Origin of the sequence: Acinetobacter sp. NEB149 (assembly GCF_012516415.1) — a bacterium.
Taxonomy (GTDB): domain Bacteria; phylum Pseudomonadota; class Gammaproteobacteria; order Pseudomonadales; family Moraxellaceae; genus Acinetobacter; species Acinetobacter lwoffii_V.
The window spans coordinates 229,280-253,650 of record NZ_CP051208.1 but is presented as its reverse complement, the minus strand read 5'-3'; the positions used below and the strand labels follow the sequence as shown (position 1 = coordinate 253,650).

Sequence of the window (24,371 nt, the reverse complement as noted above, 5' to 3'; positions counted from 1 at the left end):
ATCAATTTAAACTGCAGCGTTCATGATGCGCTATCATAGCGGCATGCTCAGCACACATCAGGCTATATGAACAGTTGGCTCATCATAGGGGTACTTGCCCTCTATATCGCATTACTCTTTATCTGCGCTTTTTACGGAGAAAAACATGCCAGCCGGCTGAGTACCCGTGGGCGCATGTTATTGTTCAGTTTAACTTTAGGGGTGTACTGTTCCTCTTGGACCTTTTATGGTGCCACGGGTGCTGCGGTACGTGAAGGGATTATTTTCCTGCCGATCTATCTGGGTCCGCTGCTCTTTGTTGCTGTCGGCTATGACATCTGGCGCCGTCTGGGACGGGTGAGACAACATCATGCCATTTCTTCGATCGCTGACTTTGTCGCAGCACGCTATGGTAAAAGTGGTCCCCTCGCCTCGCTGGTAACCATTCTGGCAGTGGTAGCGATTGTGCCTTATCTGGCCTTGCAGTTACGTGCGATTGCCTTAAGTGCCGCCGTCATTCTGGAACCTTCCGCAGGTGTAACCGGCACGACCAATGGCGTACTGTTTCTGACTGGGGTTCTGGCAATACTGGCGATGATGTTTGGTACCCGGCAGATTGCCAATACTGAACAGCATGGCGGCCTGATGCTGGCCGTGGCATTTGAGTCTTTTGTCAAACTCTTCGCCCTGCTGGCAGTTGCCTGTTTCTTTATGTTTGAAGCACCAGAAAATCTGGCACAGATCAGTAGCGATATCAGCACTACTTTTCATGATGTACAACTGTTTGGCGTGCCACAAAGTTTCTGGATTCAGACCCTGCTCGCGGCACTGGCCATTATCTGCCTGCCGCGTCAGTTCCATGTAGCTGTGGTTGAGCTACGTGATGAAAAACATATTCGTGGTGCGCGGCGCTGGTTTGCGGTCTATTTGATTCTGACTACCCTGGCGATTATTCCAATTGCCAGCTGGGCGCTACATGCTGCACCGCAATATCTGGCCATTCCGGATGTGGCGGTCCTGTCCTTACCACTTAGCTATAATCAGGACTGGTTGACCTTATTGGCATTTCTGGGTGGTTTCTCTGCCTCTACCGGGATGCTGCTGGTGTCTTCCGTGGCACTGTCAATCATGCTCAGCAATGACCTGATCATGCCGGCGTTGTGGCGTTTAAAGCTGATTTCCCGGCATGACAAACGCTTGCCGCTGGTGCTGAAATTTACCCGCCGGGTCTGTATTCTGGGCGTGATGTTGATGGGCTTCCTGTTCTTCAATTTCTTTAATGATATTGACCAGTTGTCGGTTTTTGGTCTGTTGGCATTTAGTGCGGTGGCACAATTCGCCCCTGCCCTGATCGGTGGCCTGTACTGGCGTGGCGGTAGTAAACAGGGTGTCTATGCTGGACTCCTGACCGGTTTTGCCTTGTGGGCTTATACCCTGCTGTTTCCAACCATTTTGCGAAGCCTGCCAGAAGCCTATAGCAGCTTTAGCCAAAGCTTGCTGAATCAAGGGCCTTTTGGCTGGAACTGGTTAAGACCGGAAGCCCTGATCGGTTTTGAGTCTTTTGATCCACTGACGCATGGCGTAGTTTGGGCACTGGGCTTAAATACCCTGCTGTATATCTGGATTTCCCGTATTTTCCGTCCGAGTATTGCCGAACAGATTCAAGCCGAAAGTTTCTTCTATTATGAAACCAAGCCACTACCCTCGCAGAGTCCTTCTAACGAGGTCAGCTATTCGCATCAGGATGTCGCCCGTTTAAAAGTCGGTGATCTGATTACCCTAGCTAAACGCATTACCGGCGAAGGCCCAACCACACGCGCTTTCCAGCAGTTCTGCACCCAAAACAGTGTTGAGCTGAATGAAAACAGCAGTGCCAATGGCATGTGGTGGCGTTTCACCGAACAGTATCTGGCGGGGACTATCGGGGCAGCCTCGGCACGTACCCTGTTGACCACAGCTATGGTTAATAATGGTTTGGCATTGGGTCAGGTCGCCAATATTCTCGATCAGGCCTCGCAATGGCAACGCTTTAATCAGAACCTGATCATGACCATGATTGATCACATGACCCAAGGGGTCAGCGTAGTTGATGAAAATATGTGCCTGGTCGCATGGAACAATCAATATCTGAAACTGTTCGATTATCCGACCGATATTGTCTATGTCGGTTGTCCAATCGCAGACCTGATCCGTTATAACGCTGAACGTGGTGAATGTGGCCCGGGCTCGGTTGAAGAACATGTACGGAAACGGATTCACTGGATGCAGGTCGGCAGTGCCCATGAATTTGAACGGATTCGTAAAGATGGCCGCGTCATTCAGATGCGCGGCAATCCGATCGAAGGCGGCGGGTTCGTTACCACTTTCGCCGATATTACTGCCTTCCGTGAAAATGAAGCCGTACTTGAAGCCCGGGTTCAGGACCGTACCCAGCAGCTGGCCGATGCCCTGTCCGAGCAGCAACTGGCGCGGGAACAGGCGGATAAAGCCAATATGTCGAAAAGCCGCTTCATTGCCGCCGCCAGTCATGACCTGTTGCAACCAATGCATGCTGCGCGTCTGTTCAGTACCGCACTCGAACAAAGCGTGCAGAATGATGAAGACCGCAAGACCTTACAACAACTGGATCGTGCTTTGCATGGTGCAGAAAGCATGTTGTCTGCCCTGCTGGATATTGCCCGACTGGAAGGCGGCACCATTCAGCCGAAACGTCAGGCTTATCCGCTGCATGACCTGCTCAGCGATCTGGAACTCCAGTTCAAATCCATCGCTGCACAACGTGGTATCAAGTTCAGTGTGCATGATGCACAGTTCTGGATTGATACCGATCCACAATGGATTCGCCGCATTATCCAGAACTTTGTCAGCAATGCGTTGCGTTATACTGCCAGAGGTAAAGTGGTGGTCGGTGTATTACGTTCGAGCAGCAGACCGAATCATATCCGTATTGGCGTTTGGGATACCGGACCCGGCATTGCCGAAGAACAGCGCATCAAGCTGTTTCAGGAATTTGAACGTTGCGGTCACACCTCACCTTGGGGTGAACAGGGTCTGGGTCTAGGTTTGGCGATCGTACAACGCATGACCAGCATGCTGGACTATCCGGTGCATGTATCTTCTGCGCTGGGCAAAGGCTCCTGCTTTATGATTGAAGTGCCTGTGATTGAGGCACCTAAAGTTGTTGCAGCACCGGTTCAGGCCGTACCTTTAAAGAGCAAGGCCTTTAAGATTCTATGTCTGGATAATGATGAAACCATTCTGGAAGGCATGTCGACCTTATTGACTAAATGGGGCTATCAGGTATTTAAAGCCACCGAACCTGAGCAAGCAGCCATGCTGATTCAGCAGGAAAATATTCAGGTTTGGCTGGTGGATCAGCATCTCAACCAAGACAAGATTGGTCTGGATTTCATTCTGGAACATCGTTCAAAGGATATTCCGGTCGCCTTGATTACCGCTGACTCCGATCCGGAATTACCGCAACGTCTAAAAGAGCTAAACATTGTTCTGCTGAAAAAACCGCTGAAACCGGCCTCATTACGTTCATGGTTATCTGGACTGAAAATTTCCGACTCCTAAGTAGATACTGATCTGATCAATGCCCATTTCAAACCTTGAGATGGGCATTTTTTATACTCAACTGCCACATAAACTTACCTAGCTTGCATAAAATTTATTCTAATGTGCTAAAAGCAGCAAATATGCCGAAAATACAGCTGAATAAATTGACCAAAATGCTCATTTTTTAATTCACTATGGCAAAAACTGACGAATGTATTAATATACATGTGTACACTTAGTTACAATTAATTATCTTATTGTTTTTAATAAAAATTAAAGAGTAATTTTCCACTACTATAACTTTAGTCGTATTTTTATCCCTTGTACTTGGCTCTAAAAATAGAGGAATAAGAAACGATCAGTTCCCATCTCATGCAGCCTTAATTTTTTGGTCGCTGATCTATTTCTGCATATCGGAGTTCTTCACATGAACATAGATCAAAACCATGGCCTGAATCAGACCCAGCAGTTTCACCGTCAATATGGCGCCAATGCCTTATTGCCAAGCATTGACTGGGCACAGATCTTTAAATACAGCAAGCTGAATGATGCCCAGTATCAGGCACTGGAAACGCTGTATCAGAGTGCAGTCCCTCTGGCACTGCAAGTCTTTGATGAATTACATTTTGATGTCTTTGAACCTTATGCCTACAAGCCGCAAGGTCTGGGTCTATTTGAAAAGATTGCTGAACAGGAAGACAAGCTGATTCAGTCTTTAGAAGCTGAAACAGAGGATCTTCCGGCAAAGACCCGTCATCAGATCTGGAGCATGTTGCTGCGTGGTGGCGCGGTACTGGTCTTTAAGGCCTGGCTGGGTAAAGTCAAAAATGAAGAAGATTGTCTGGACACCAGCCAGTTTGATGAGCTGTCTGATCTGTTATTTATCAAAACCTGCCCACATGAACTGGCACAACGTTTACATGTCGATCCGAATACGCGCGACGAACATGTCTTCCTGATGTATGACAATGAAGTTTATCTGGATCGTTTTAACAGTCTGGAAACTGCAGCACTATTTGTCGATCTCGGTGTTTATGATGCGACTTTCCTGAGTCTGCGTGATGATCGCGTGGCGGAATATCTGAAATCGAAAGGTTATGTCACCGAAGAGCAGATTGACGAATTGCAATGTGCCTTAAATCCATTGTTTTGTGATGATTTCACCCGCAAGCAGGATTATATCGCCTAGCTGATTCAGGCCTTTGCACTCAATTTTGCAGATTTTGCCCATAAAAAAGACCTCCAAGGAGGTCTTTTTCAATTCGTATATGCAGAATTTACATTTTGCGGTCTTCAATATTCAGTGCATTAATGGCCAATACCGCTTGTGTCCGGTTTTGTACGCCAAGCTTACGGAAGATTGCAGTCACATGCGCTTTAATCGTCGCTTCTGATACATCCAGTTCATAAGCAATCTGCTTGTTTAATAAACCTTCAGCCACCATCATCAATACCCGGAACTGTTGCGGCGTCAAAGACTGGATCCGTTCTGCCAAAGCCGTTTCATCGGCAGCACGCGGATCAAAATTCATATTGGCTGGCAGATTTGGCGGTAACCAGATTTCACCTTCCAGCACTTCACGAATCGCTTCACCGATATGGCTTGGGTGAGCAGATTTAGGAATATAGCCCATCGCACCATGCGCGATCGCACGCTGGATGATGCTGACTTCTTCATGTGCAGACACAACAATAATCGGTAAAGACGGATACTGTGCGCGGACATGCACCAGGGCAGAAAAGCCGGAAGCGCCCGGCAGGTTTAAATCCAGCAGCACAAGATCAGGCTCAGGGCCATTTTCTAGACGTTCATAAAATTCATTGACTGCCGCAGTTTCATGAATCTGGGCTTGTGGCAGGCTATAACGTACAGCTTGAATCAAGGCATGACGAAATAGTGGATGATCATCAACGATTAAAATATTCATAGGCAACGTGAGAGAGATCTTGGCACGGTAGTCCCTATTCTAACCATACAACCCGGTTAAGGATATGCAAGACACTACAATTTTTAAAATAATATGCAGTTTTTCTTCAAAATTGCCCATTTTTGCACTATTGCAATAATTGTTTAATTCTCATCACTTTTTTATATATCACTTATTCCTCACTGAAAAAGCTTATCTTTATTCAATATAAATATAAATATCATTCACTTACCCACAAAAACTTCCTTAAAAATCAGGCCTTTGTCGTATATCGCAAAATCAGATAACTTTTCAGCTTTTCGTTATTTTACAGCCCTTCGCTGAATCGGGATTAATAGGGTCATTCCGAGATTAACCCTATTTTCAGGTTCTAAATATGTCTAATTTTAATGCGCAAAAACCCTTAAATATTGTTGCCGTATCTGGCGGTTTAAATCACCCCTCAAAAACCGAAGCCTTGGTTCAGGCCATTCTGGATGAGCTTGGGGAAGCGACACCAATCAATGTGCATTTCATTAAATTTAGTGAAATTGGTTCGCTCTTGGGCGGCGCGATTTATCGCAATCAGTTGCCGCAACGCGTTCAGAATGATCTGGCAGCAGTAGAAGCCGCAGATGCGCTGATTGTTGGCACTCCTGTGTACCGCGCTTCATTTACCGGCCTGTTCAAGCATTTCTTTGACTTTGTTGAGCAAACGGCACTGGTCGATGTTCCGGTATTACTGGCAGCTTCTGGTGGCAGTGACCGTCATGCGCTAGTGCTTGAACATCAACTGCGTCCTTTATTCAGCTTCTTTCAGGCACAGACTTTACCGATTGGGGTCTATGCCACCGACCGCGATTTCACCCCTGAATATACCATTCACAGTGAATTGCTCCGCGACCGGATTACCCTGGCTGTGGCGCGTGCATTGCCGATTCTTGAATGGGCACCAGCCAAGGGACAACGTGCTGAAGTCATCAAAGAAAAAACCATTCAAGCGAGTCAAAATCTGGGCATTAACAAGCAGATCGAACAGGAAGAAGTGCTGCCTTCAGCAGCCGTGCCGAGCCTGGATGCCGCAGAATCGCGCTTGCACAGCAAGAAAGCACCAAAGACTCAAGTGGCTTGAACACAGCATTGCAGAGGGCGATGAATATGTCGAATGATAAAAATATCGTATTTGCCTATTGGGTGCCGAATGTCAGTGGTGGCCTGGTGGTTAGTAATATCGAGCAGCGCACCGACTGGAGCTATGACTATAACGTGCGTCTGGCACAAACCGCTGAACAGGCAGGCTTTGATTATGCCCTGACCCAGATCCGTTTTACTGCCGGCTATAACGCAGAAAACCAGCATGAATCGGTCAGCTTCAGTCATGGCATTCTGGCCAAAACTGAACGCCTGAAAGTCATTGCCGCGATTCTGCCGGGTCCATGGAAGCCGGCACTGGCTGCAAAACAACTGGCGACGATTGACCATCTGAGCAATGGCCGGATCGCGATCAATGTGGTCAGTGGCTGGTTCCGCGGTGAGTTTGATGCCATTGGTGAAGAATGGCCGGAACATGACGAGCGTTATGCCCGTTCGGGAGAGTTTATCCGTAGCCTGAAAGGGGTCTGGAGCCAGAATAACTTTAATTTTGAAGGTAAATATTATCAATTCAAAGACTATACCCTGAGTCCAAAACCGCTACAAAAACCGCATATTGAAATCTTTCAGGGCGGCAGTTCCCGGGCAGCACGTGATATGGCTTCTCGCGTATCTGACTGGTACTTCACCAATGGCAATACCCCGGAAGAGCTGAAAAAACAGATCGATGATATTCGTGAAAAAGCCAAGGCAAATCATCACTCGGTGAAAATCGGCGTAAATGCCTTTGTGATTGCACGGGATAGCGAAGAAGAAGCTCAGGCTGTATTGCAGGAAATTATTAGCAAGGCCAATGTGCAGGCAGTGAAATCTTTTGGTGAAGCGACCCGTGAAGCCGGCGCAGCAAGTCAGGAAGGTGAAGGCAACTGGGCCAAATCCACCTTTGAAGATCTGGTGCAATACAATGATGGTTTCCGCACCAATCTGATCGGAACACCGCAGCAGATTGCTGAACGGATTATCGAACTAAAAAAAGTGGGCGTAGATCTGATTCTGTCAGGCTTTTTGCACTTTATTGAAGAAGTCGAATATTTTGGCCAGAAGGTGCTGCCTTTGGTCCGTGAGCTTGAAGCACAACAGGCAACGCCTGTACAGCAAGAAGAAGCTGAGCCCGTATAATCCTTCCAATAAATCTCAGCAGATTCACTCCCCCCTCAAGGCTCGGCTTGGGGGATTTTTTTATGTGATAAAATTGTTGTCTGGCTAGGCTTAAGACCAGCAATTCCTTAAAATTCTGCACTAACGACTTTCCAAGAATTTTAACAATGCAACTGATCTGGTTTCGTCAAGACCTCCGCATTCATGATCATGCTGCGCTCTGGCATGCCACCCAGCAAGGCAGCTGTATAGCACTGGTGGTGCTCTCTCCTGAACAATGGAAGCGGCATCAGGATGCCCGGATTAAAATCGATTTTTATCTGCGCCGCCTCGACGTCTTAAAGCAGCAGTTAGCGCAGCTGAATATTCCATTAATCATTTTAAATGTTCCCTTATGGCAAGACCTGCCGGCCGAAATGCTAAGCCTGTGCCAAAAACTGCAGATTGATACGCTACATGCCAATATTGAAGTGGGCATGAATGAACTGCAACGTGATGCACAGGTACAGCAGATGCTGGAACAGCAGCAGATCCGGGTCGAGCTGTATCATGATCGCAGCCTGTTTCCACTGACCAGTATCCGCAATCAGTCCAATCAACCCTATCAGGTCTATAGCGCATTCAAGAAAAAGTGCTATGAGCGACTGATTCAGAATATACCGGGCTGCTATCCTGCCATTCAGCCTCAAGATCCGCTTGAATTACCAGACCAGCTGACCAGATTTGATCTGCAAAAATTTGCGGCTGATTATTCTGTCGATCATACTGCCCAGCTCTGGTCTACAAAAGATCAAGCTGCCTTTGAGCTGCTCGATGATTTTATCTTGGATAAAATGGCTCACTATAAAACCGAGCGTGATTTACCTGCAGTCGATGGTACCAGCCGCTTGTCACCATATCTGAATATGGGGATCCTCTCGATTCGCCAATGTATGCAGGCCCTATTTAAGGACGGATATTTCCAGATTGATGATATCGGTCAGCAGACCTGGCTGGATGAACTGCTCTGGCGCGAGTTTTATCTGCATACCCTGTTTGATTTTCCCCGTGTATCTAGGCATCAGCCTTTTAAAGAAAATACCGATAACATCCAGTGGCGCGATGCTCCTGAAGATCTGGCTGCCTGGCAACAAGGACAAACCGGGATTCCAATTGTCGATGCCGGTATGCGGCAAATGCGGGCCACTGGCTGGATGCATAACCGGGTGCGCATGATTACTGCGATGTTTCTATGTAAAAACCTGCTGATTGACTGGCGCTTGGGAGAAAGCTGGTTCATGCAACAGCTGATTGATGGTGATCTGGCGGCCAATAATGGCGGCTGGCAATGGTGTGCTTCGACCGGCATGGACGCCGTGCCCTATTTCCGGATTTTTAATCCAGTCAGCCAGTCACAGAAGTTTGACCCGAATGGGGATTACATCCGTCAATGGGTGCCAGAACTGACACATCTGAATGCTAAATCTATTCATGAACCCTATGCTAAAAATCCGGATCTTGCACTGGATTATCCAAAACCGATTGTGGATTTAAAAGCCTCTCGTGTAAGAGCGATTGAAGCGTTTAAGCAAATTTAAAACCAAACTTTTTCATCCCGAATAAAACAGCCTCCGATAAAGAGGCTGTTTTATTTTTAGATCAGGAATAAAAACTCGGATCAGGCACTTTTCCAGTCAGCACCCATTCCCCCACTTCCTGATATTTATAATCGATCGGGTCATGCAAGGTCTGGGTGCGGACATTGCGCCAGAAACGGTCAAGATTGAGCTTGGCCGTGGTGGCCCGCGCACCCATCACCTGGAAAATATTCTGGGTAATATAGAGAGAGGTATTGGTTGCGGCAATTTTGGCTGTGGCAATGGCAACTGAGACTTCACCGCGCTGCTCAGCTGTTAAATCATTCCCAAGCTCCCAGGCTGCCTGTAAAGTCTGAACCGCTTTATCTGCCAGTAAGCGTACACTTTCCAGTTGTACATAAAACTCGGCAAAATGCTTCTGGATAAAAGGATCATTCACTGCATCGTCTGCCAGTGATTTGGACCAGGCTTTTTGGGTTTGTACGGTCTGCTTGGCGACGTCAAATGCCCCTTCTGCCACGCCCAAAAACAGATGCACAAAAATCAGCTGGGCAATCAAAGGCCGTAGACTGGAATATGGCGTACTCAGTGGACCGGGATTTAACAGCAATTCATCTTCATGAATGTTGACCTGCTCAAAATGGCTGGTACCACTGTCGGTCTGGCGTTGGCCCATATTGTTCCAGTCGCCCAGAAAGCTCACGCCCTCTCGCCAGGTAGGAATCACTCCTATCAGTAATTTTCCTGCTTCGTCATAACCTGAACACAGCAACATATCCGAATCAATCGAACCTGAGCAGAAGCTTTTATCACCATGGAAAATATATTCGTTTTCTGAAACTTTTGTAACTGTGGTGCGATGGTCCAGCGGATTTAGAGTATTACCCCAGAATAGATTATTTTGGGCAGTCTGTTCAAACCACGGGCCATATTGTTCCGATTGGGAAAATAATTGCACGGTCGCAATCAGCAAATGATGAAAGCCATAGACATGCGCCAATGAACTGTCGACTTGGGCTACAATTTGAATAGTTTTAAAAATGGTCTGCCAATCTGTCTCCTGACCGCCATACTGTTTTGGAATGGACAGGCCCAGCAAGCCACTCTGGCGAATCAGGTCACGTTCGGCTTTAGGATTCCCACCTTGCCGATCCCGCTCTGCTGCAGTCAAAGCAAAAATTTCAGCAAGTTTCTGGGCAATATCGACAGGAGACTGATTTAAATATGGGGATTGTGCATTCATTATTTTAACTCATGTTCAGCATGGAAACAGCTTAGCAGATCAGGGTACTGACCTGTATCCGAAAGCATGCAGAGCTTATGACTGATATAAAAATACCGGCAGAATGCCGGTATTGGAACCGCTTGAATTTAAACTTTATTACGCTGTACCTCTGCGATCAAATGATCCACCACCTGCGGTTCAGCCAGGGTTGAAGTATCTCCGAGACTATCCAGCTCATCGGCTGCAATTTTTCGCAGGATCCGCCGCATGATTTTGCCGGAGCGGGTTTTTGGCAAGGCCGGTGCCCAGTGCAAGGCGTCTGGTGTAGCCACTGGACCAAGAATCTTGCGTACCCAGCTGACCAGTTCTCCACGTAATTGATCTGAACTGGCAACATCAGCCTGCAAAGTCACAAAGGCACAAATGCCCTGACCTTTAATGTCATGCGGCATACCCACTACAGCGGCCTCAGCCACCGATTCATGCGCCACCAGTGCACTTTCAATTTCTGCAGTACCTAAACGGTGTCCGGATACATTCAGGACATCATCGACACGACCGGTAATCCAGTAATAACCATCTTTATCGCGACGCGCCCCATCTCCGGTAAAATAAGTACCGGGATAGGTAGAGAAATAAGCTTCAATAAAACGCTCCGGGTCTCCCCAAATGGTACGCATCTGACCCGGCCAGGAATCCTTAATCACCAGATTTCCCTCAGCTTCACCCTCCAGTTCCTTGCCATCGGCATCGACAATAGCCGGTTGTACCCCGAAGAAAGGCCGTGTCGCAGAACCTGGTTTTAAATCAGTCGCACCCGGCAATGGCGTAATCATAAAACCACCAGTTTCGGTTTGCCACCAGGTATCGATGACGGGACAGCGGCTTTCACCGACCACGGTGTAGTACCAGTTCCAGGCTTCCGGATTAATCGGCTCACCCACTGATCCTAAAATTCTTAAGCTACTGCGGTCACTTTCCCGCACAAAAGCATCACCCTCGCGCATCATGGCGCGGATCGCGGTCGGTGCGGTGTAAAGAATGGTCACGTTATGCTTATCTACAATATGCCCGGTACGCGCCCAGCTTGGATATTGCGGCACACCTTCAAACATCACGGTGGTGGTCCCATTCGAGAGTGGTCCATACAGCACATAGGAATGCCCGGTGATCCAGCCCACATCTGCGGTACACCAGAATACATCATCCTGTTTGATATCAAATGCTTCACGGAAGGTGCAGTTGACGTAGGTCAGATAACCGCCAGTGGTATGCATCACGCCCTTGGGTTTACCGGTGGAACCTGAGGTATACAGGATAAACAGCGGATCTTCGGCATTCATCGGTTCCGGTGGACAAATGTCATTCACTGACATAATTTCTGTGTGATACCACAGATCACGCCCTTCCTGCATTTCAATCGGGTTACCGGTGCGGTGTACCACCATTACATTTTGAATCGAGTCTGTACCCGCCAGTTTCAGTGCCTCATCGACATTGGCTTTCAGCGGAATAGCCTTACCGCCGCGCATGCCAGAATCAGCGGTAATCACCATTTTCGCCTGACAGTCTTCAATCCGGCTGGCCAAAGAATCTGGCGAGAAACCACCAAATACCACGCAATGCACCGCCCCGATCCGGGCACAGGCCAGCATGGCAATCGCGGCTTCAGAGACCATCGGCATATACAGCATGACCCGGTCGCCTTTCTGGATGCCATTTTTCTTTAGCACATTGGCGAAACGGCAGGTTTCATCATGCAGCTCGGCAAAGGAAATAATCTTGTGCCGCGAAGGATGATCCCCTTCCCAGATGATCGCCGGTTTATAAGGATGTTCTTTCAGGTGCCGATCCAGACAGTTGGCACTGACATTGAGCTGACCATCAGCAAACCATTCGATTTTAAAATCGTCTTTATTAAAACTGGTATTTTTGACTTGGGTAAAGGGCTTGATCCAGTCCAGACGTTGCGCCTGTTCTGCCCAAAATTTATCTGGCTGTTCTATAGAATACTGATAACGTTCGAAGTACTGGTCTTCAAGCGTACGTGCTGTTTTTTTAAATTCTTCGGGTACTGGATAGATCTCTTGCATAGGTCACTTCCTTGATTTTGTTCTATCTCATCACGAGAGGTTAATGCGGCGTTGTTGATTGTTTTTTATGCATAATGGCAGTATGGCCTGCTTATTTCAAATCCGGCAATCATGCTTTCGTCGTAGATTATTTATACAAATTCAATCAAAATAAACCACAACTTACAGTACAGAATCTTCTGCGCAACTGTGTATGATCTGTAGCACAGTCCTTAAAAATAAAACTGACCGCTTGTGGTTATTTCATCTGATTTAGCAGGATACACTTTATGAAATCGCCTGAATCTCCCTACTTTAGCCCGCCTGCATTGCCCGCAACCGATCATCCCCTGTCGATGAAAGGCCGCTTCGGACGCTTGAGCTTTATTGCCTGGTCGGCATTTCTGTATTTCATTTTTTTATTTGGCAGTATCGCACTGGGTCTCAGTATTGATATTGTGAATATTTCTACCCATTCCCTAGATCCCAACTGGCTGATTTCATTGCAAGGCTTGGCCAGTATCGGTGTACTGGTCATGGTTCTGGTCTATGTGTATTTCGCTTTAGTGGTGACTGTTCGCCGTTTGCATGATATGAACCGCAGTGGCTGGTGGGCGCTATTATTTTTACTGCCGCTAGTCAACATTTTTGTATGGCTTTATATCGTTTTTGGTTCGGGCGATCGCGGCAGTAATCAGTATGGTCCGGCACGGATCACCTTGCTCTGGGAAAAAATTCTGGCCTGGCTGATGATTATCCTGACCCTGCTTAGCCTGTTGGGATCTATCGCTTTATTCAGTTATATGAGCGGTGAAGAACAAACACCTACCCCCACGGAAATGATGCAAAAAACCACCAAATACTTTTAACAACAGCGCCGTTATTTTTAAAATTATCCAATGGTGACTTCGAGCCCTTATTAATTTTTTGCTGAACATCAGGCAAAATAGGCAAAATTTGAATTGTGGAATTTTTGTGGCAGAGCAAAACAATACCTTAAGCCAGGTAACTGAGGGCACCACGGAGTTGTTACATCAGGCAACTGAAAAAACGACCAAGACCGTGATTGAACATACCGCCAAGTATAATGATGCCTACAGCACCATTGACAAAATCATGGAGGGCTTCTGGGAGCGTGTGCCTTATTTCTGTATCGCACTGATCGTGATTACGATTTTCTGGTTACTCTCCAAAGTCTTCAAGTTTTTCGTACGTAAAACTTTGGAAAACCGTTCTTATACCCGCCAGAATCTGGTGTTGGTACTCAACCGTGTCGGCAGTACCTTTATTATTTTCTTTGGTATTCTGATTGGACTGGTGATTGCTGTTCCTGGCTTTACCCCGGGTCAGCTGATGAGTGCCCTCGGAATTGGTTCGGTCGCGATCGGTTTTGCCTTCAAGGATATTTTCCAGAACCTGCTCTCTGGCGTGTTAATTCTGCTCAGTGAACCGTTCAAGATTGGCGACGATATTATCGTGAATGGCATGGAAGGTACGGTTGAAGATATCCAGATTCGTGCGACCTTCTTACGTTCACCAGATGGCCGTCGTATTGTCATTCCGAATGCCACGGTCTACACCAGTGCGGTCACGGTGAATACTGCCTATACCCGTCGCCGCTGCGAATTCGTGGTGGGCATCGGCTATGAAGATGACATCCAGAAAGCCAAGGACCTGATCACCGCTATTTTAGATAAAGATCCAACCATCCTGAGCCAGCCTGGCTTTAGTGTCAACGTCACGGCGCTGGCTGACTTTTCTATTACCCTAAAAGCCTTCTGGTGGGTCGATACCACTGAAACCGGCACCGGAACTTCAATCAGTGCGGTGCAGGAACGGGTGATTCAGGCTTTTGCCGAGCATAATATTTCGATTCCGTATCCGGTACAGGAAGTCAAAGTCTACCGCGGCGAAGGCAATGATGATGCCTCAGCCCGCGCTAAACAGACGACCTAAAACATAGGGAATCACAGTTTCTGTACGAATAATACGGTTGCCCAGACTCACAGCCTGACAGCCGTTTTTTATGAGTAAATCGACTTCATATGGAATAAATCCGCCTTCCGGACCAATAACAATCGTACAGGGATGCTCAATCGCAAATGGCATCGCCTGCTCTGCATAAGGATGTGCCACATAAGCCGGGCAATCTGTACTAATCAAACCCGGCAAGATATCTTCAACAAAGGGTTTAAAACGTTTATACAGCTCGATTTTTGGAGCAACCGTATCCCCTGCCTGTTCTAGCCCCAATTCGATATAATGATTTAACTGCTGTAAAAATGGAGTTTGCCAATAACTTTTATCGACGCGGTAGCTATGCAGTAAAATGATTTTTTCAACACCCAAGGTGACACTGTCCATGATCAGACGGCGCAGCACTTTCGGACGTGGCAAAGCAACAATTAAAGTCACTGGCAATTTTTCTGGAACAGCTTCTTCTTGTAGTGGTTTTAGCCACACAGCTTTTTCAGAGATTTCAATAATTTCAGTTAGGTAGCGCTGACTTTCTCGAATTCCGACTTTTAAAGTATCTCCCACTTGAATCTGCACATGCTGCTGTAAATGTTCCAGTTGCCGAGTTGAGGTAATGGACCAAAGTTCAGTTTCGGTTTGGCGTGGATCAAGCAGGATGATGTTCATAAAAAGAAGACCAAAAAAATATGATATATCCCTCTATTGGCTAGAGGGTGGCGACAGGGATGTCGCCAATTTCACTGTGCTGCAGGGATGCAGCATCAGTGAAATAAAGGGCTTTTGTCTTGCAGGGTATGCCCTTCATGGCCCGACAAAAGTAAGGTAATCACTTTGAAAAAGAAATACAAAGAAATACTAAGCCAAATCGAAACTCGGTTATTGTAGGACAAGCCTTAAATAAAGCTCTATAGTGACTTATCATCGTGTAGGCTTCTCCCTACTTTTTACAGCGTAAAAGTAGGCAAAACGCTTTTGTTAGGTTGATGATACTTCCCTGTATCATCAGCCTAACGACGGCATCCCTGCCGTCTTGGTAAATCCAATATCTGTTACTTATCAAGGTAAATTAAAGATACTGATCAATCACCTGAATATGCTTGGCAAGCGATCCTGTATTTAACTGCATAATTTGCTGCGCTGCCGCATTCAAGTTTTCCGCCTTAACCTGATCTTGCAAAAGTTCCAGTAATACTTCTGCAGCCTGCTGGGCATTATGTACTACTGCGACTGCATCCGATTGAACAAACTCATCCACGATGGTCTGAAAATTAAAATAGTTTTTGCCTAAAACAGTCGGCACATTCAGCGCAATCGGCTCCAGAATATTATGTCCTCCACCTGGCTCATTTAAAGAACCACCGACATAACAGGCCTGGCTCAAAGCATACCAGAGCCACATTTCACCCATCGAATCGGCCAAATAAACCTGGGTATCTGCTTCGATACGTTGCCCTAAACTACGACGCTGAGTTTTTAATCCCAAAGACTGTGCAGCCTGGAACACCTCATCAAAACGTTCCGGATGGCGCGGTACCACAATACAGACCAAATATGGATCAGCTTCTAAAGCAGCTTTTAAAGCACTCAGAATTTCTTTTTCTTCAGGAGCATGAGTACTAGCTAACGTGACGATCTTTCGCCCCCCTAACTGCCACTCCTGTGTCAATTGATCTGCCTGCTGGATAAAGCGCTCGGGCGCAGTAATATCAAATTTGATATTGCCCAAAACCTGGGTTTTTTCGGCTGCTATTCCTAACTGGATATAACGTTGCTGGGTGGCAATATCCTGTGCCAAAAGCTGGGTTAACTGCTGTAGCATGCCGCGAGTCAGACCTTTGACCTTGGTATAACCTTTGGCAGATTTTTCAGACAGACGCGCATTCAACAATACAGTTGGCACATTAAACTGGGGTGCCTGATCCAGCAGATTAGGCCAAAGCTCAGTTTCCATCAGCAATAAAAGTTTCGGCTGATACTTTTGATAAAATTCACGAATTAAAGTTTTCTGGTCAGCAGGCAAATACACGGCTTGAAACAAATCGAGATAAGGCGCTTTTAAAAAAAGTGATTTAGCGCGTGCCTGACCGGTTTTGGTGGTATTGGTGACCAACACCGGATGGCCAAGTTTTAAATAATGTTCAATTAACGGTTGAGCCGCATTGGTTTCACCCACCGACACCACATGAAACCAGATGGCATGCAGGTTTTTGGGTGGCTGAAACGGGCCGAAACGTTCTGTCAGTTCTTGTTGTAATTGTTCAGGATCGGTCGCACGTTTACGGATACGCGATTGATATAAGGGTTTAACCAGCGCCAAGGCTGCGTTATACCAAAATGGAGTGGCCACATTGCGCCCCTGTCCAAAGATTCAATGGGCAGAATATAGCAGAGCCACATCAACATGTTAATCAATGTGGCTCATTTTTAGATTATTCTACTGTAGTTAAAGCTTCTGCTTCAGCCAATGTCGGATAATCAATATAGCCTTCCGCGACATTGGTTCCGATCATATTTTCCAGCTTCAGTTCATTCAGCGGCGCATCTTCGAGCAGACGTTCGTATAGATCCGGATTGGCAATATACGCCTTACCAAAAGCCACCGCATCAGCCTTGCCTGAAGCCAGTAATTCAATGGCATCTTCACGACTTAGTTGCATATTGGCAATATAAGGCACTCCATTTGAGCGCTGTTTCATATATTCAGAAATACTGTCTTCTGCCAGATATTCACGGGTAAAGAAGAAGGCAATCTTGCGCTTACCCAGCTGCTCCATGGCATAGCCAAATGTTTCACGTGGATCATTGTCGCCCATGTCATGATCATCACAACGCGGCGCAAAATGCACCCCTACACGATCTGCGCCCCATACTTCAATCAGTGCATCAGTTGCTTCTAGCAGGAAACGTGTACGATTTTCCACTGAACCGCCGTATTCATCTTCACGCTGATTGGTTTTGCTTTGCAAGAACTGGTCAATCAGATAACCATTGGCAGCATGTAATTCAACACCATCAAAACCGGCTTCTTTAGCACGAATCGCGGCTTGCTTATATTGCTCGGTAATGGCATGAATTTCCGAAATTTCCAGCGGACGCGGCAACACATAAGGACGTTTTGGACGTAACAAGCTGACATGACCCGCCTGTTGTACTGCACTTGCAGAGACTGGTGTTTCACCATTTAACAGATCCGGATGCGATACACGACCAACATGCCAAAGCTGGGCAACAATCAGACCGCCCTTCTCATGAACCGCTTGAGTAACCTTTTTCCAGCCTTCGACCTGAGCATCGGTAAACAATCCTGGAGTATTTAAATAGCCATTGGCTTCTTCAGAAATCACTGTGGCTTCAGAAATAATCAGGCCAGCACTTGCACGTTGCGCATAGTACTCAACCATCATTGGGGTTGGAACGCGATCAGCAGTTGCGCGGTTACGGGTCAGCGGCGCCATGATGACACGGTTTTTAAGCTCTAACGCACCGAGCGTTAAAGGAGAATTTAATTCAGCCATCGTTACTCCCACCTGTTAAAGGTGTTGTTGTAGGTGTTCGATAAATTGTTGAATCAAAGTTTCATTGCGGGAGAAATATGACCACTGTCCATGCTTGGTCGCAGTGATCAGGCCAGTCTGCTGTAACACCGACAGGTGATTGGACATGGTGGACTGGGAAACCTGGCCCAAACGTTCAATTTGACCTGCACAGACCCCACGTTGAAAGCCACCACACTCTTCCGCAGACAGATATTGCTCCGGAGATTTTAACCACTCCAGAATTTGTCGACGGGTCGGATTGGCTAAGGCTTTAAAAATTAGATCAAGGTCCATAGGCACATCACAATCAGTGGCGCAACGAAACTTTATTCAGCATCTGCGACCATTATATCGTATTTTTACGATTTATATATCGAATAATTTAGATATAAGAGTCACAATCTGTACAAGCTTGGTTACGCCAGCTATTTAAACAACTTCTTACAAGCCCTGTTTCAGGCTTGCTTCGATAAATTTGTCCAGATCACCGTCCAGAACTGCGCCAGTATTGGAATTTTCCACACCTGTACGCAAATCCTTAATACGTGAATCATCCAGGACATAAGAACGGATCTGACTACCCCACCCAATGTCAGACTTGGAATCTTCCAGTGCTTGTGCCGCTTCGTTACGTTTGCTCATCTCGAGCTCATAAAGTTTGGCACGTAACTGCTTCCAGGCGTGGTCACGGTTGGCATGTTGTGAACGCTGGTTCTGACAGGCCACCACAATTCCGGTCGGTGCATGGGTTAAACGCACGGCAGAATCTGTTTTGTTAATATGCTGACCACCCGCCCCTGATGCACGGTAAGTATCGGTACGAACATCGGACGGATTGATTTCAATTTCGATATTGTCATCTACTTCAGGTGAGACAAACACGGCAGAAAATGAGGTATGACGACGGTTGCCCGAGTCAAATGGTGATTTACGCACTAAACGGTGTACACCAGATTCGGTACGTAACCAGCCATAGGCGTACTCACCTTCCACACGAATCGTCGCAGATTTAATCCCGGCAACATCGCCATCAGATTCTTCCATCACTTCTGCTTTAAAGCCATGACGTTCAATCCAGCGTAGATACATACGTAGCAACATAGACGCCCAGTCCTGTGCTTCTGTACCGCCTGAACCAGCTTGAATTTCAAGATAGCAAGGGTTTGGATCCATCGGATTATTGAACATACGGCGAAATTCAAGCTTGGCCAGTTCTTCTTCAGCCGTGCTCAGTTCAGCCTGTACGTCTTCTAGCAAGCTTTCATCATCCGCTTCAACCGCCAGATCAAGCAAAGCCTGTGCATCTTCAAGCTGGGTACTTAAGCGATCCAGCACATTTAATACATTTTCAAGCTCGCCTTTTTCTTTGGCCATTGCTTGAGCACGACTCTGATCATTCCAGATCGTTGGATCTTCTAATTCACGCAGGACTTCTTCTAAACGCTCTTTTTTCAGATCGTAGTCAAAGATACCCCCGTAGTGTTTGACCACGTTCGTTTAAGTCTTTTAATTGGTTTAGATACGGATTAATTTCCACGTGAATTACTCTCAATCAAAATTAGGCACAAAATTCTTAGCCCGATATTATAGCACAGTCTATTTCCGCTATTTTAACGATCCATTCAGTCTAAAGCTCGAATATCTTGAGCATTTAGACCTGTATTTCCCTCACCCAATTTTCAACATCTCATAGACTCTTTTGCGTCTTTTTATCGGAAATTTTTATCGGCTTTTTAGCCCCGTTTTATGACCGAAATATAATTTTGTAATTGATTTTATAATTTAGGATTTCTTATTGTTCTGTATAAAAAATCAGCGAATTCAATAGATTCCACAATATCTACACACTTTTAATAAAACACTACATTATAAATTTAATTTTATTATTCAGTCACTTGTTCAGCAAAAATTACACAAGATTACGCTATTCACATTACTGTAACTTTCCTTTGATTGACGATCTTTGGAATTGCTCTAGACTGAAAGTTGTAACAAAAAGTGTAATGTTTTTAACTCACGATTTGAGGGGTAGTAACCATGAAAAAATTAGCGATTGCTTCGGCACTACTTTCAGCAATAGCAATGACTGGTACAGCAGCACATGCTTACCAAGCAGAAATTGGTGCATCAGCAGGAGTGTTTGATCCTGACAACGGTGGAACTAGCGGTTCTTTCGGCGTTGATGGTACATATTACTTCAATCCAGTTCAAACACGTAATGCACCATTAGCAGAAGCAGCATTCCTTGATCGTGCTAGCAACGTGAGTGCGCAATATCAATATAATGAAATTGGTGATTCTGAAGCGCATCGTTATGGCGTAGGTGCAGAGTACTTCGTACCGAATTCTGACTTCTACTTAAGCGGTAACGTCAATGGCCATGATCTGCAAGACAATGATGATGTAGAAAATGATTTAACCACCTATGCAGCTGAAGTCGGTTATCTGCCAGCGCCAGGTCTATTGATTGCGGCGGGTGTAAAAGGTTGGGATAACGACAATGATGATGGCGTAGATCCAACATTGCGTGCTAAATATGTCACTACACTTAGCAACGGTAAAGACATCAACCTGGAAGCAGGTGCAGCGTTTGGTGATTTAGATGAATACAATCTGGCAGCAGATTATTTCATCGACAAAACCTTGAGTGTCGGTGCTGATTATCACAACAATGATATTACCGACAAGAGCGAATTTGGTATCAATGCACGTAAGTTCATTAACCAGCAAGTGAGCTTAGAAGGCCGTGTCGGCTTTGGTGAACAGTTTAACAATGACTACAATACCTTTGGTGTAGCAGCGAAGTACCGCTTCTAATCTAAAACCAAAAATTAGTCATTCATAGAAAACCCATCCTCGGATGGGTTTTTTTATTGCACTCTTAACAAGCATTTAGGTATTTTTGCACATTGACGGGGCGAATATAAACTGTACAATTTGTTACAACTGTTCATCAAACAGTCATATTTTTATAACAAAGAGAGAAATCTAAATGCTTAAGAAACTTGCTCTTGCTACAGCGCTTCTTGCTGGCCTGGGAACTGCACATGCTTACCAAACTGAACTTAATGTTGGGTATGAAAACACTGACTTTGAAAATAATCTAGGTGGATTTGAACTTGACTCTGATGGGGATTTATTTTTTGTTAACGGTAAATACTACTTAAATACCGTAAATACTAAAAATGCTCCTCTAGCTGAAGCTGCCTTTTTAAATAAAGCTAGTAATATTGGTTTAGGATACGTTAATGCTCAAAATGAATTGAGCGAAGCTGGTATTAATGCAGAAGAAGAGTTTGAGATTATTGGTATTAATGGTGAATTCTTTATTCCTAATTCTCAATTTTATATCGCTGGTAGTTTAAACCAAGTAGATTATACAGCTAGCGTACGTGCTCCTGGATTAACTTCTGAAGAATCTGATGACACTACTGGCTATTCTTTAGAAGCGGGTTACCTACCAGTTAATGGATTATTATTGGCTCTAGGAGTTGCTAAAGAAAGTGTAGATCCTATGCTTGCTTCTAAAATTGGATTTGCTAGCACCCTTGGTTACGGTGTAGCTGTAGGTGAAGACACCGCTGTTTCTTTGCGAGCTAAATATGTGACTCAAATTGGTAATCATTTTACTAATTTCGAGGGAGTAACATATTTCGGTGATGAAACTGCTTATCGCTTAGCTGCTGATCTTTATATTGATCCTACACTTAGCGTTGGTGTTTCTTTTGCTGACTCTACTGCTGATGAATCAGATACTATTTTTAGTGTTCGTGCACAAAAATTCTTTACACCTGTTATTGCGGCTGGTGTGAACTACACAACCACTGACAGTGCTGACTCTTTCGGTATTAACGGTACTTTCCGCTTCTAATCTCTCCAATTAAAAGCAAAAAAACCGCTCACTCGAGCGGTTTTTTTTATGGCCTATTGTTCTAAATGGATAATCCGCATTTGCAGACTGACATTGCCATTAAAGACATTTTTATCCAGCTCGTAGACCAAGCGTGTATCTTTCATCGGATCGAAGTCATATTTATCGGCTGCATTGAAGGCGATGGCATCAATGATCTGACCATTTTGCAAAGCCACACGTAATTTAAGATGCACATCTTTGAGCCAGCGATAGTCCATGATTTTAAATATACCGTCAAAAATCGGTTGGGGAAATTTTTGCCCCCATGGGCTTAAATTCTGCAATAAATCGACTGTTTCGATCTGAAAAGCAGAAGCTGGCAATTCTCCATCCGTCCATAAAGTCGCAGTAAATAAATCCTTGTCCATCGCAGCAATCAGTGCTTCAAAGATCTGCTTAAATTCAGCGAAATTTTCTTTTTTCAGGGTTAAACCGGCTGCTGCTGCATGGCCGCCAAAATGACTGACTAAATGGGGATATTGTTCCGCCACCTGTTCAATCGCATCACGGATATGAATGCCTTCTATCGAACGCGCCGAACCTTTAATATGAATCCCATCCTGATCCGCTGCAAAGACAATGCTCGGACGATGAAACTGCTCTTTCAAACGCCCTGCCACAATCCCGATGACCCCCTGATGCCAATGCTGTTCAAACATGATCAGTGCAGCAGGCAGTTCAGCTGCATCCCACTGAATTTTATCCAGCTCAAGCAAGGCTTCCTGCTTGATTTTGCCTTCCACCTGACGGCGTTCGACATTGAGCTGATTCAGCTGTTCAGCCAGTGGATAAGCCGTTGTCAGATCAGGAGCCAGCAAACATTCGATCCCGATATCCATGGTTTCCATGCGTCCAGCCGCGTTAATCCGTGGGCCTAAAACAAAGCCCAAATCTTGAGCTTTCAGACCAGCAGGATCACGCTTTGCAATATCAAGTAGCGCACTGATTCCTGCTCGGCATAACCCTTGCTGGATCCGTTTCAACCCTGCATCGACCAGAATCCGGTTGTTATAGTCCAGACTCGCGACATCGGCATAAGTACCGAGTGCCACCAGATCAAGATAATTGGTAATTACCGTAGAGGATTTTCCAAGTTTCTTGCGATGGGTAGACAGATTGGCCAGTATATAAAAAGCCACCCCGACCCCAGCCAGTGCTTTGCTTGGAAAGTCGCAACCGAGCTGATTGGGATTGACCACGGCTTCGGCTTTTGGTGTCGGCTTGGTCGTCAGATGGTGATCAGTAATGATCACCTGCATGCCATGATCCTGCGCCTGTTTTACTCCGTCATGGCTGGAAATGCCATTGTCCACGGTAATCAGTAAATCAGGCGTGAAATTGACAAAGGCCAGATCTGCAATTGCGGGCGTCAATCCATACCCATATTTAAAACGGTCTGGTACCAGATATTCAACATTGGCGCCCATATCACGCAGTGCCAGCACCATGAGTGCAGTACTGGTCGCGCCATCGGCATCATAATCGCCGACAATCACGATTTTCTGGCCATGATCAATCGCCTGATCCATCAATTGAATGGCTTCAGGCAAGCCTTTCATGGTCGGTGCCAGCAAATGCTTCAGCTTGAGCTCAAGTTCCTGCTCGGATTCCACCCCACGACGAGCCAGAATCTCGGCCACAAATGCAGGGACGCCCGGTAAATTTTCAGGGCGTGTCAGCAATGGACGTTGTTTGATTTCCAGTTTTTGCATGGTTATGGCATTAAGCGCTCTAAAGTCCAGCCGGCATCGGTTTTGCGATAACTTAAACGGTCATGCAAACGGTTCGGACGACCCTGCCAGAATTCATAATAATCGGGTTCGAGACGATAACCGCCCCAGAATACCGGCTTGTCCAGCTGTTGCTGATTGGCAACCTGGGTATGCAAATCCCAAAAACGTTGCTGCAATTCCTCACGACTAGCCACGATGCCACTTTGCGGGGTACTGATATGCGCGGCAATCTGGCTTTCGCGTGGACGTTTATGATAATAGTCGGTCGATTCTTCTTCCGATATTTTCTTTACACGACCCGAAATACGAATCTGACGTTCCTGATCCTGCCAGTAGAACAACAGTTCGGCATAAGGATTTTTAGCCAGATCCAGACCTTTTTGACTATCATAGTTGGTATAAAAATCATACCCTGCGTCAGTCGCTCCACGCAGCAATACCGTACGCACATGCGGACGGCCTTGTGCATTGGCTGTTGCCAACGACATGGCATAGGGTTCATGCAATTTTGCTTCCAGTGCATGGTTAAACCATTGCAGGAACTGCATATGTGGATTCGGATTGACTTGCTGTTCCTGTAACTCGCCTTTTTCATAATTCAGGCGTAGTTCACTCAGATCCTTGATCAGATCACTCATTAT

The 24,371-nt window shown here is 46.0% G+C and carries 19 protein-coding genes; 9 read left to right on the top strand and 10 right to left on the bottom strand.

The window, feature by feature from the left end:
• Positions 1–66: 66 nt before the first annotated feature.
• Together HGD77_RS01165 and HGD77_RS01160 are read left to right on the top strand one after the other, a co-directional pair.
• Positions 67–3,558 carry a PAS domain-containing hybrid sensor histidine kinase/response regulator gene (locus tag HGD77_RS01165; protein ID WP_004729193.1) on the top strand — a complete coding sequence of 1,164 codons (3,492 nt, stop codon included), beginning with the start codon at positions 67–69 and terminating at the stop codon, positions 3,556–3,558.
• Positions 3,559–3,967: 409 nt separating this feature from the next.
• Positions 3,968–4,729, top strand: coding sequence for a hypothetical protein (locus HGD77_RS01160; protein WP_004647267.1), 762 nt, complete (start codon positions 3,968–3,970; stop codon positions 4,727–4,729).
• Between the two features lie 88 nt (positions 4,730–4,817).
• Here HGD77_RS01160 and HGD77_RS01155 read toward each other — a convergent pair whose 3' ends face one another.
• Entirely contained in the window at positions 4,818–5,468 is a 651-nt protein-coding gene (locus HGD77_RS01155; protein WP_004281370.1) for a response regulator, read from the bottom strand.
• Between the two features lie 376 nt (positions 5,469–5,844).
• Between HGD77_RS01155 and msuE the strand changes: the two genes are divergently transcribed.
• The 3 genes from msuE (at position 5,845) to HGD77_RS01140 (ending at position 9,274) form a co-directional block, all read left to right on the top strand.
• Positions 5,845–6,579 carry an FMN reductase gene (gene msuE / locus HGD77_RS01150; protein ID WP_004647265.1) on the top strand — a complete coding sequence of 245 codons (735 nt, stop codon included), beginning with the start codon at positions 5,845–5,847 and terminating at the stop codon, positions 6,577–6,579.
• A 26-nt stretch (positions 6,580–6,605) separates the two neighbouring features.
• Entirely contained in the window at positions 6,606–7,718 is a 1,113-nt protein-coding gene (sfnG, locus tag HGD77_RS01145) for a dimethylsulfone monooxygenase SfnG (RefSeq protein WP_004647263.1), read from the top strand.
• A 146-nt stretch (positions 7,719–7,864) separates the two neighbouring features.
• Positions 7,865–9,274 carry a cryptochrome/photolyase family protein gene (locus tag HGD77_RS01140; protein ID WP_168730611.1) on the top strand — a complete coding sequence of 470 codons (1,410 nt, stop codon included), beginning with the start codon at positions 7,865–7,867 and terminating at the stop codon, positions 9,272–9,274.
• 61 nt (positions 9,275–9,335) lie between these two features.
• Here HGD77_RS01140 and HGD77_RS01135 read toward each other — a convergent pair whose 3' ends face one another.
• Positions 9,336–10,517: an acyl-CoA dehydrogenase family protein gene (locus tag HGD77_RS01135; protein WP_004647261.1), complete on the bottom strand. Its 1,182-nt coding sequence runs from the start codon at positions 10,515–10,517 to the stop codon at positions 9,336–9,338.
• A gap of 128 nt (positions 10,518–10,645) precedes the next feature.
• Complete coding sequence (acs, locus tag HGD77_RS01130) at positions 10,646–12,592, bottom strand: acetate--CoA ligase (RefSeq protein ID WP_004647260.1); 1,947 nt, start codon at positions 12,590–12,592, stop codon at positions 10,646–10,648.
• A gap of 269 nt (positions 12,593–12,861) precedes the next feature.
• Here acs and HGD77_RS01125 point away from each other — a divergent pair, with 269 nt between their 5' ends.
• Entirely contained in the window at positions 12,862–13,440 is a 579-nt protein-coding gene (locus tag HGD77_RS01125; RefSeq protein ID WP_004729189.1) for a DUF805 domain-containing protein, read from the top strand.
• A 106-nt stretch (positions 13,441–13,546) separates the two neighbouring features.
• Positions 13,547–14,527, top strand: coding sequence for a mechanosensitive ion channel family protein (locus HGD77_RS01120; RefSeq protein WP_004729187.1), 981 nt, complete (start codon positions 13,547–13,549; stop codon positions 14,525–14,527).
• Here the strand turns inward: HGD77_RS01120 and HGD77_RS01115 are convergent.
• The 5 genes from HGD77_RS01115 to prfB all read right to left on the bottom strand — a co-directional run bounded on the left by HGD77_RS01115 (position 14,501) and on the right by prfB (position 19,621).
• On the bottom strand, positions 14,501–15,214 hold the full coding sequence (locus HGD77_RS01115; RefSeq protein ID WP_004729185.1) for a 16S rRNA (uracil(1498)-N(3))-methyltransferase: 714 nt from the start codon (positions 15,212–15,214) through the stop codon (positions 14,501–14,503). The two genes, HGD77_RS01120 and HGD77_RS01115, sit on opposite strands and share 27 nt — an antisense overlap.
• 400 nt (positions 15,215–15,614) lie before the next feature.
• A complete protein-coding gene (locus HGD77_RS01110) occupies positions 15,615–16,895 on the bottom strand; it encodes a 3-deoxy-D-manno-octulosonic acid transferase (protein ID WP_004729182.1) in 1,281 nt (426 codons plus the stop codon).
• 82 nt (positions 16,896–16,977) lie between these two features.
• Positions 16,978–18,063 carry an alkene reductase gene (locus HGD77_RS01105; protein ID WP_004729181.1) on the bottom strand — a complete coding sequence of 362 codons (1,086 nt, stop codon included), beginning with the start codon at positions 18,061–18,063 and terminating at the stop codon, positions 16,978–16,980.
• Positions 18,064–18,078: 15 nt separating this feature from the next.
• Positions 18,079–18,378, bottom strand: a complete 300-nt coding sequence (locus tag HGD77_RS01100) for an ArsR/SmtB family transcription factor (protein ID WP_004281346.1) — start codon at positions 18,376–18,378, stop codon at positions 18,079–18,081.
• A 147-nt stretch (positions 18,379–18,525) separates the two neighbouring features.
• Positions 18,526–19,621, bottom strand: a protein-coding gene (gene prfB, locus HGD77_RS01095; RefSeq protein ID WP_101627160.1) for a peptide chain release factor 2 whose coding sequence is annotated in 2 segments (ribosomal slippage) — positions 18,526–19,548 and positions 19,550–19,621 — 1,095 coding nt in all. Because the reading frame shifts where the segments join, the coding sequence is not laid out codon by codon here.
• A gap of 500 nt (positions 19,622–20,121) precedes the next feature.
• Here prfB and HGD77_RS01090 point away from each other — a divergent pair.
• Positions 20,122–20,901 (top strand): putative porin, encoded by a 780-nt coding sequence (locus HGD77_RS01090; protein ID WP_004729179.1) that lies wholly within the window; start codon positions 20,122–20,124, stop codon positions 20,899–20,901.
• Between the two features lie 175 nt (positions 20,902–21,076).
• Positions 21,077–21,955 (top strand): putative porin, encoded by an 879-nt coding sequence (locus HGD77_RS01085; protein ID WP_004729177.1) that lies wholly within the window; start codon positions 21,077–21,079, stop codon positions 21,953–21,955.
• A gap of 53 nt (positions 21,956–22,008) precedes the next feature.
• On the opposite strand, the gene recJ is transcribed toward HGD77_RS01085, so the two are convergent.
• Together recJ and pdxH are read right to left on the bottom strand one after the other, a co-directional pair.
• Entirely contained in the window at positions 22,009–23,709 is a 1,701-nt protein-coding gene (recJ, locus tag HGD77_RS01080; RefSeq protein WP_004729175.1) for a single-stranded-DNA-specific exonuclease RecJ, read from the bottom strand.
• A 2-nt stretch (positions 23,710–23,711) separates the two neighbouring features.
• Positions 23,712–24,368 carry a pyridoxamine 5'-phosphate oxidase gene (gene pdxH / locus HGD77_RS01075; RefSeq protein WP_004281335.1) on the bottom strand — a complete coding sequence of 219 codons (657 nt, stop codon included), beginning with the start codon at positions 24,366–24,368 and terminating at the stop codon, positions 23,712–23,714.
• Between the last annotated feature and the right edge of the window lie 3 nt (positions 24,369–24,371).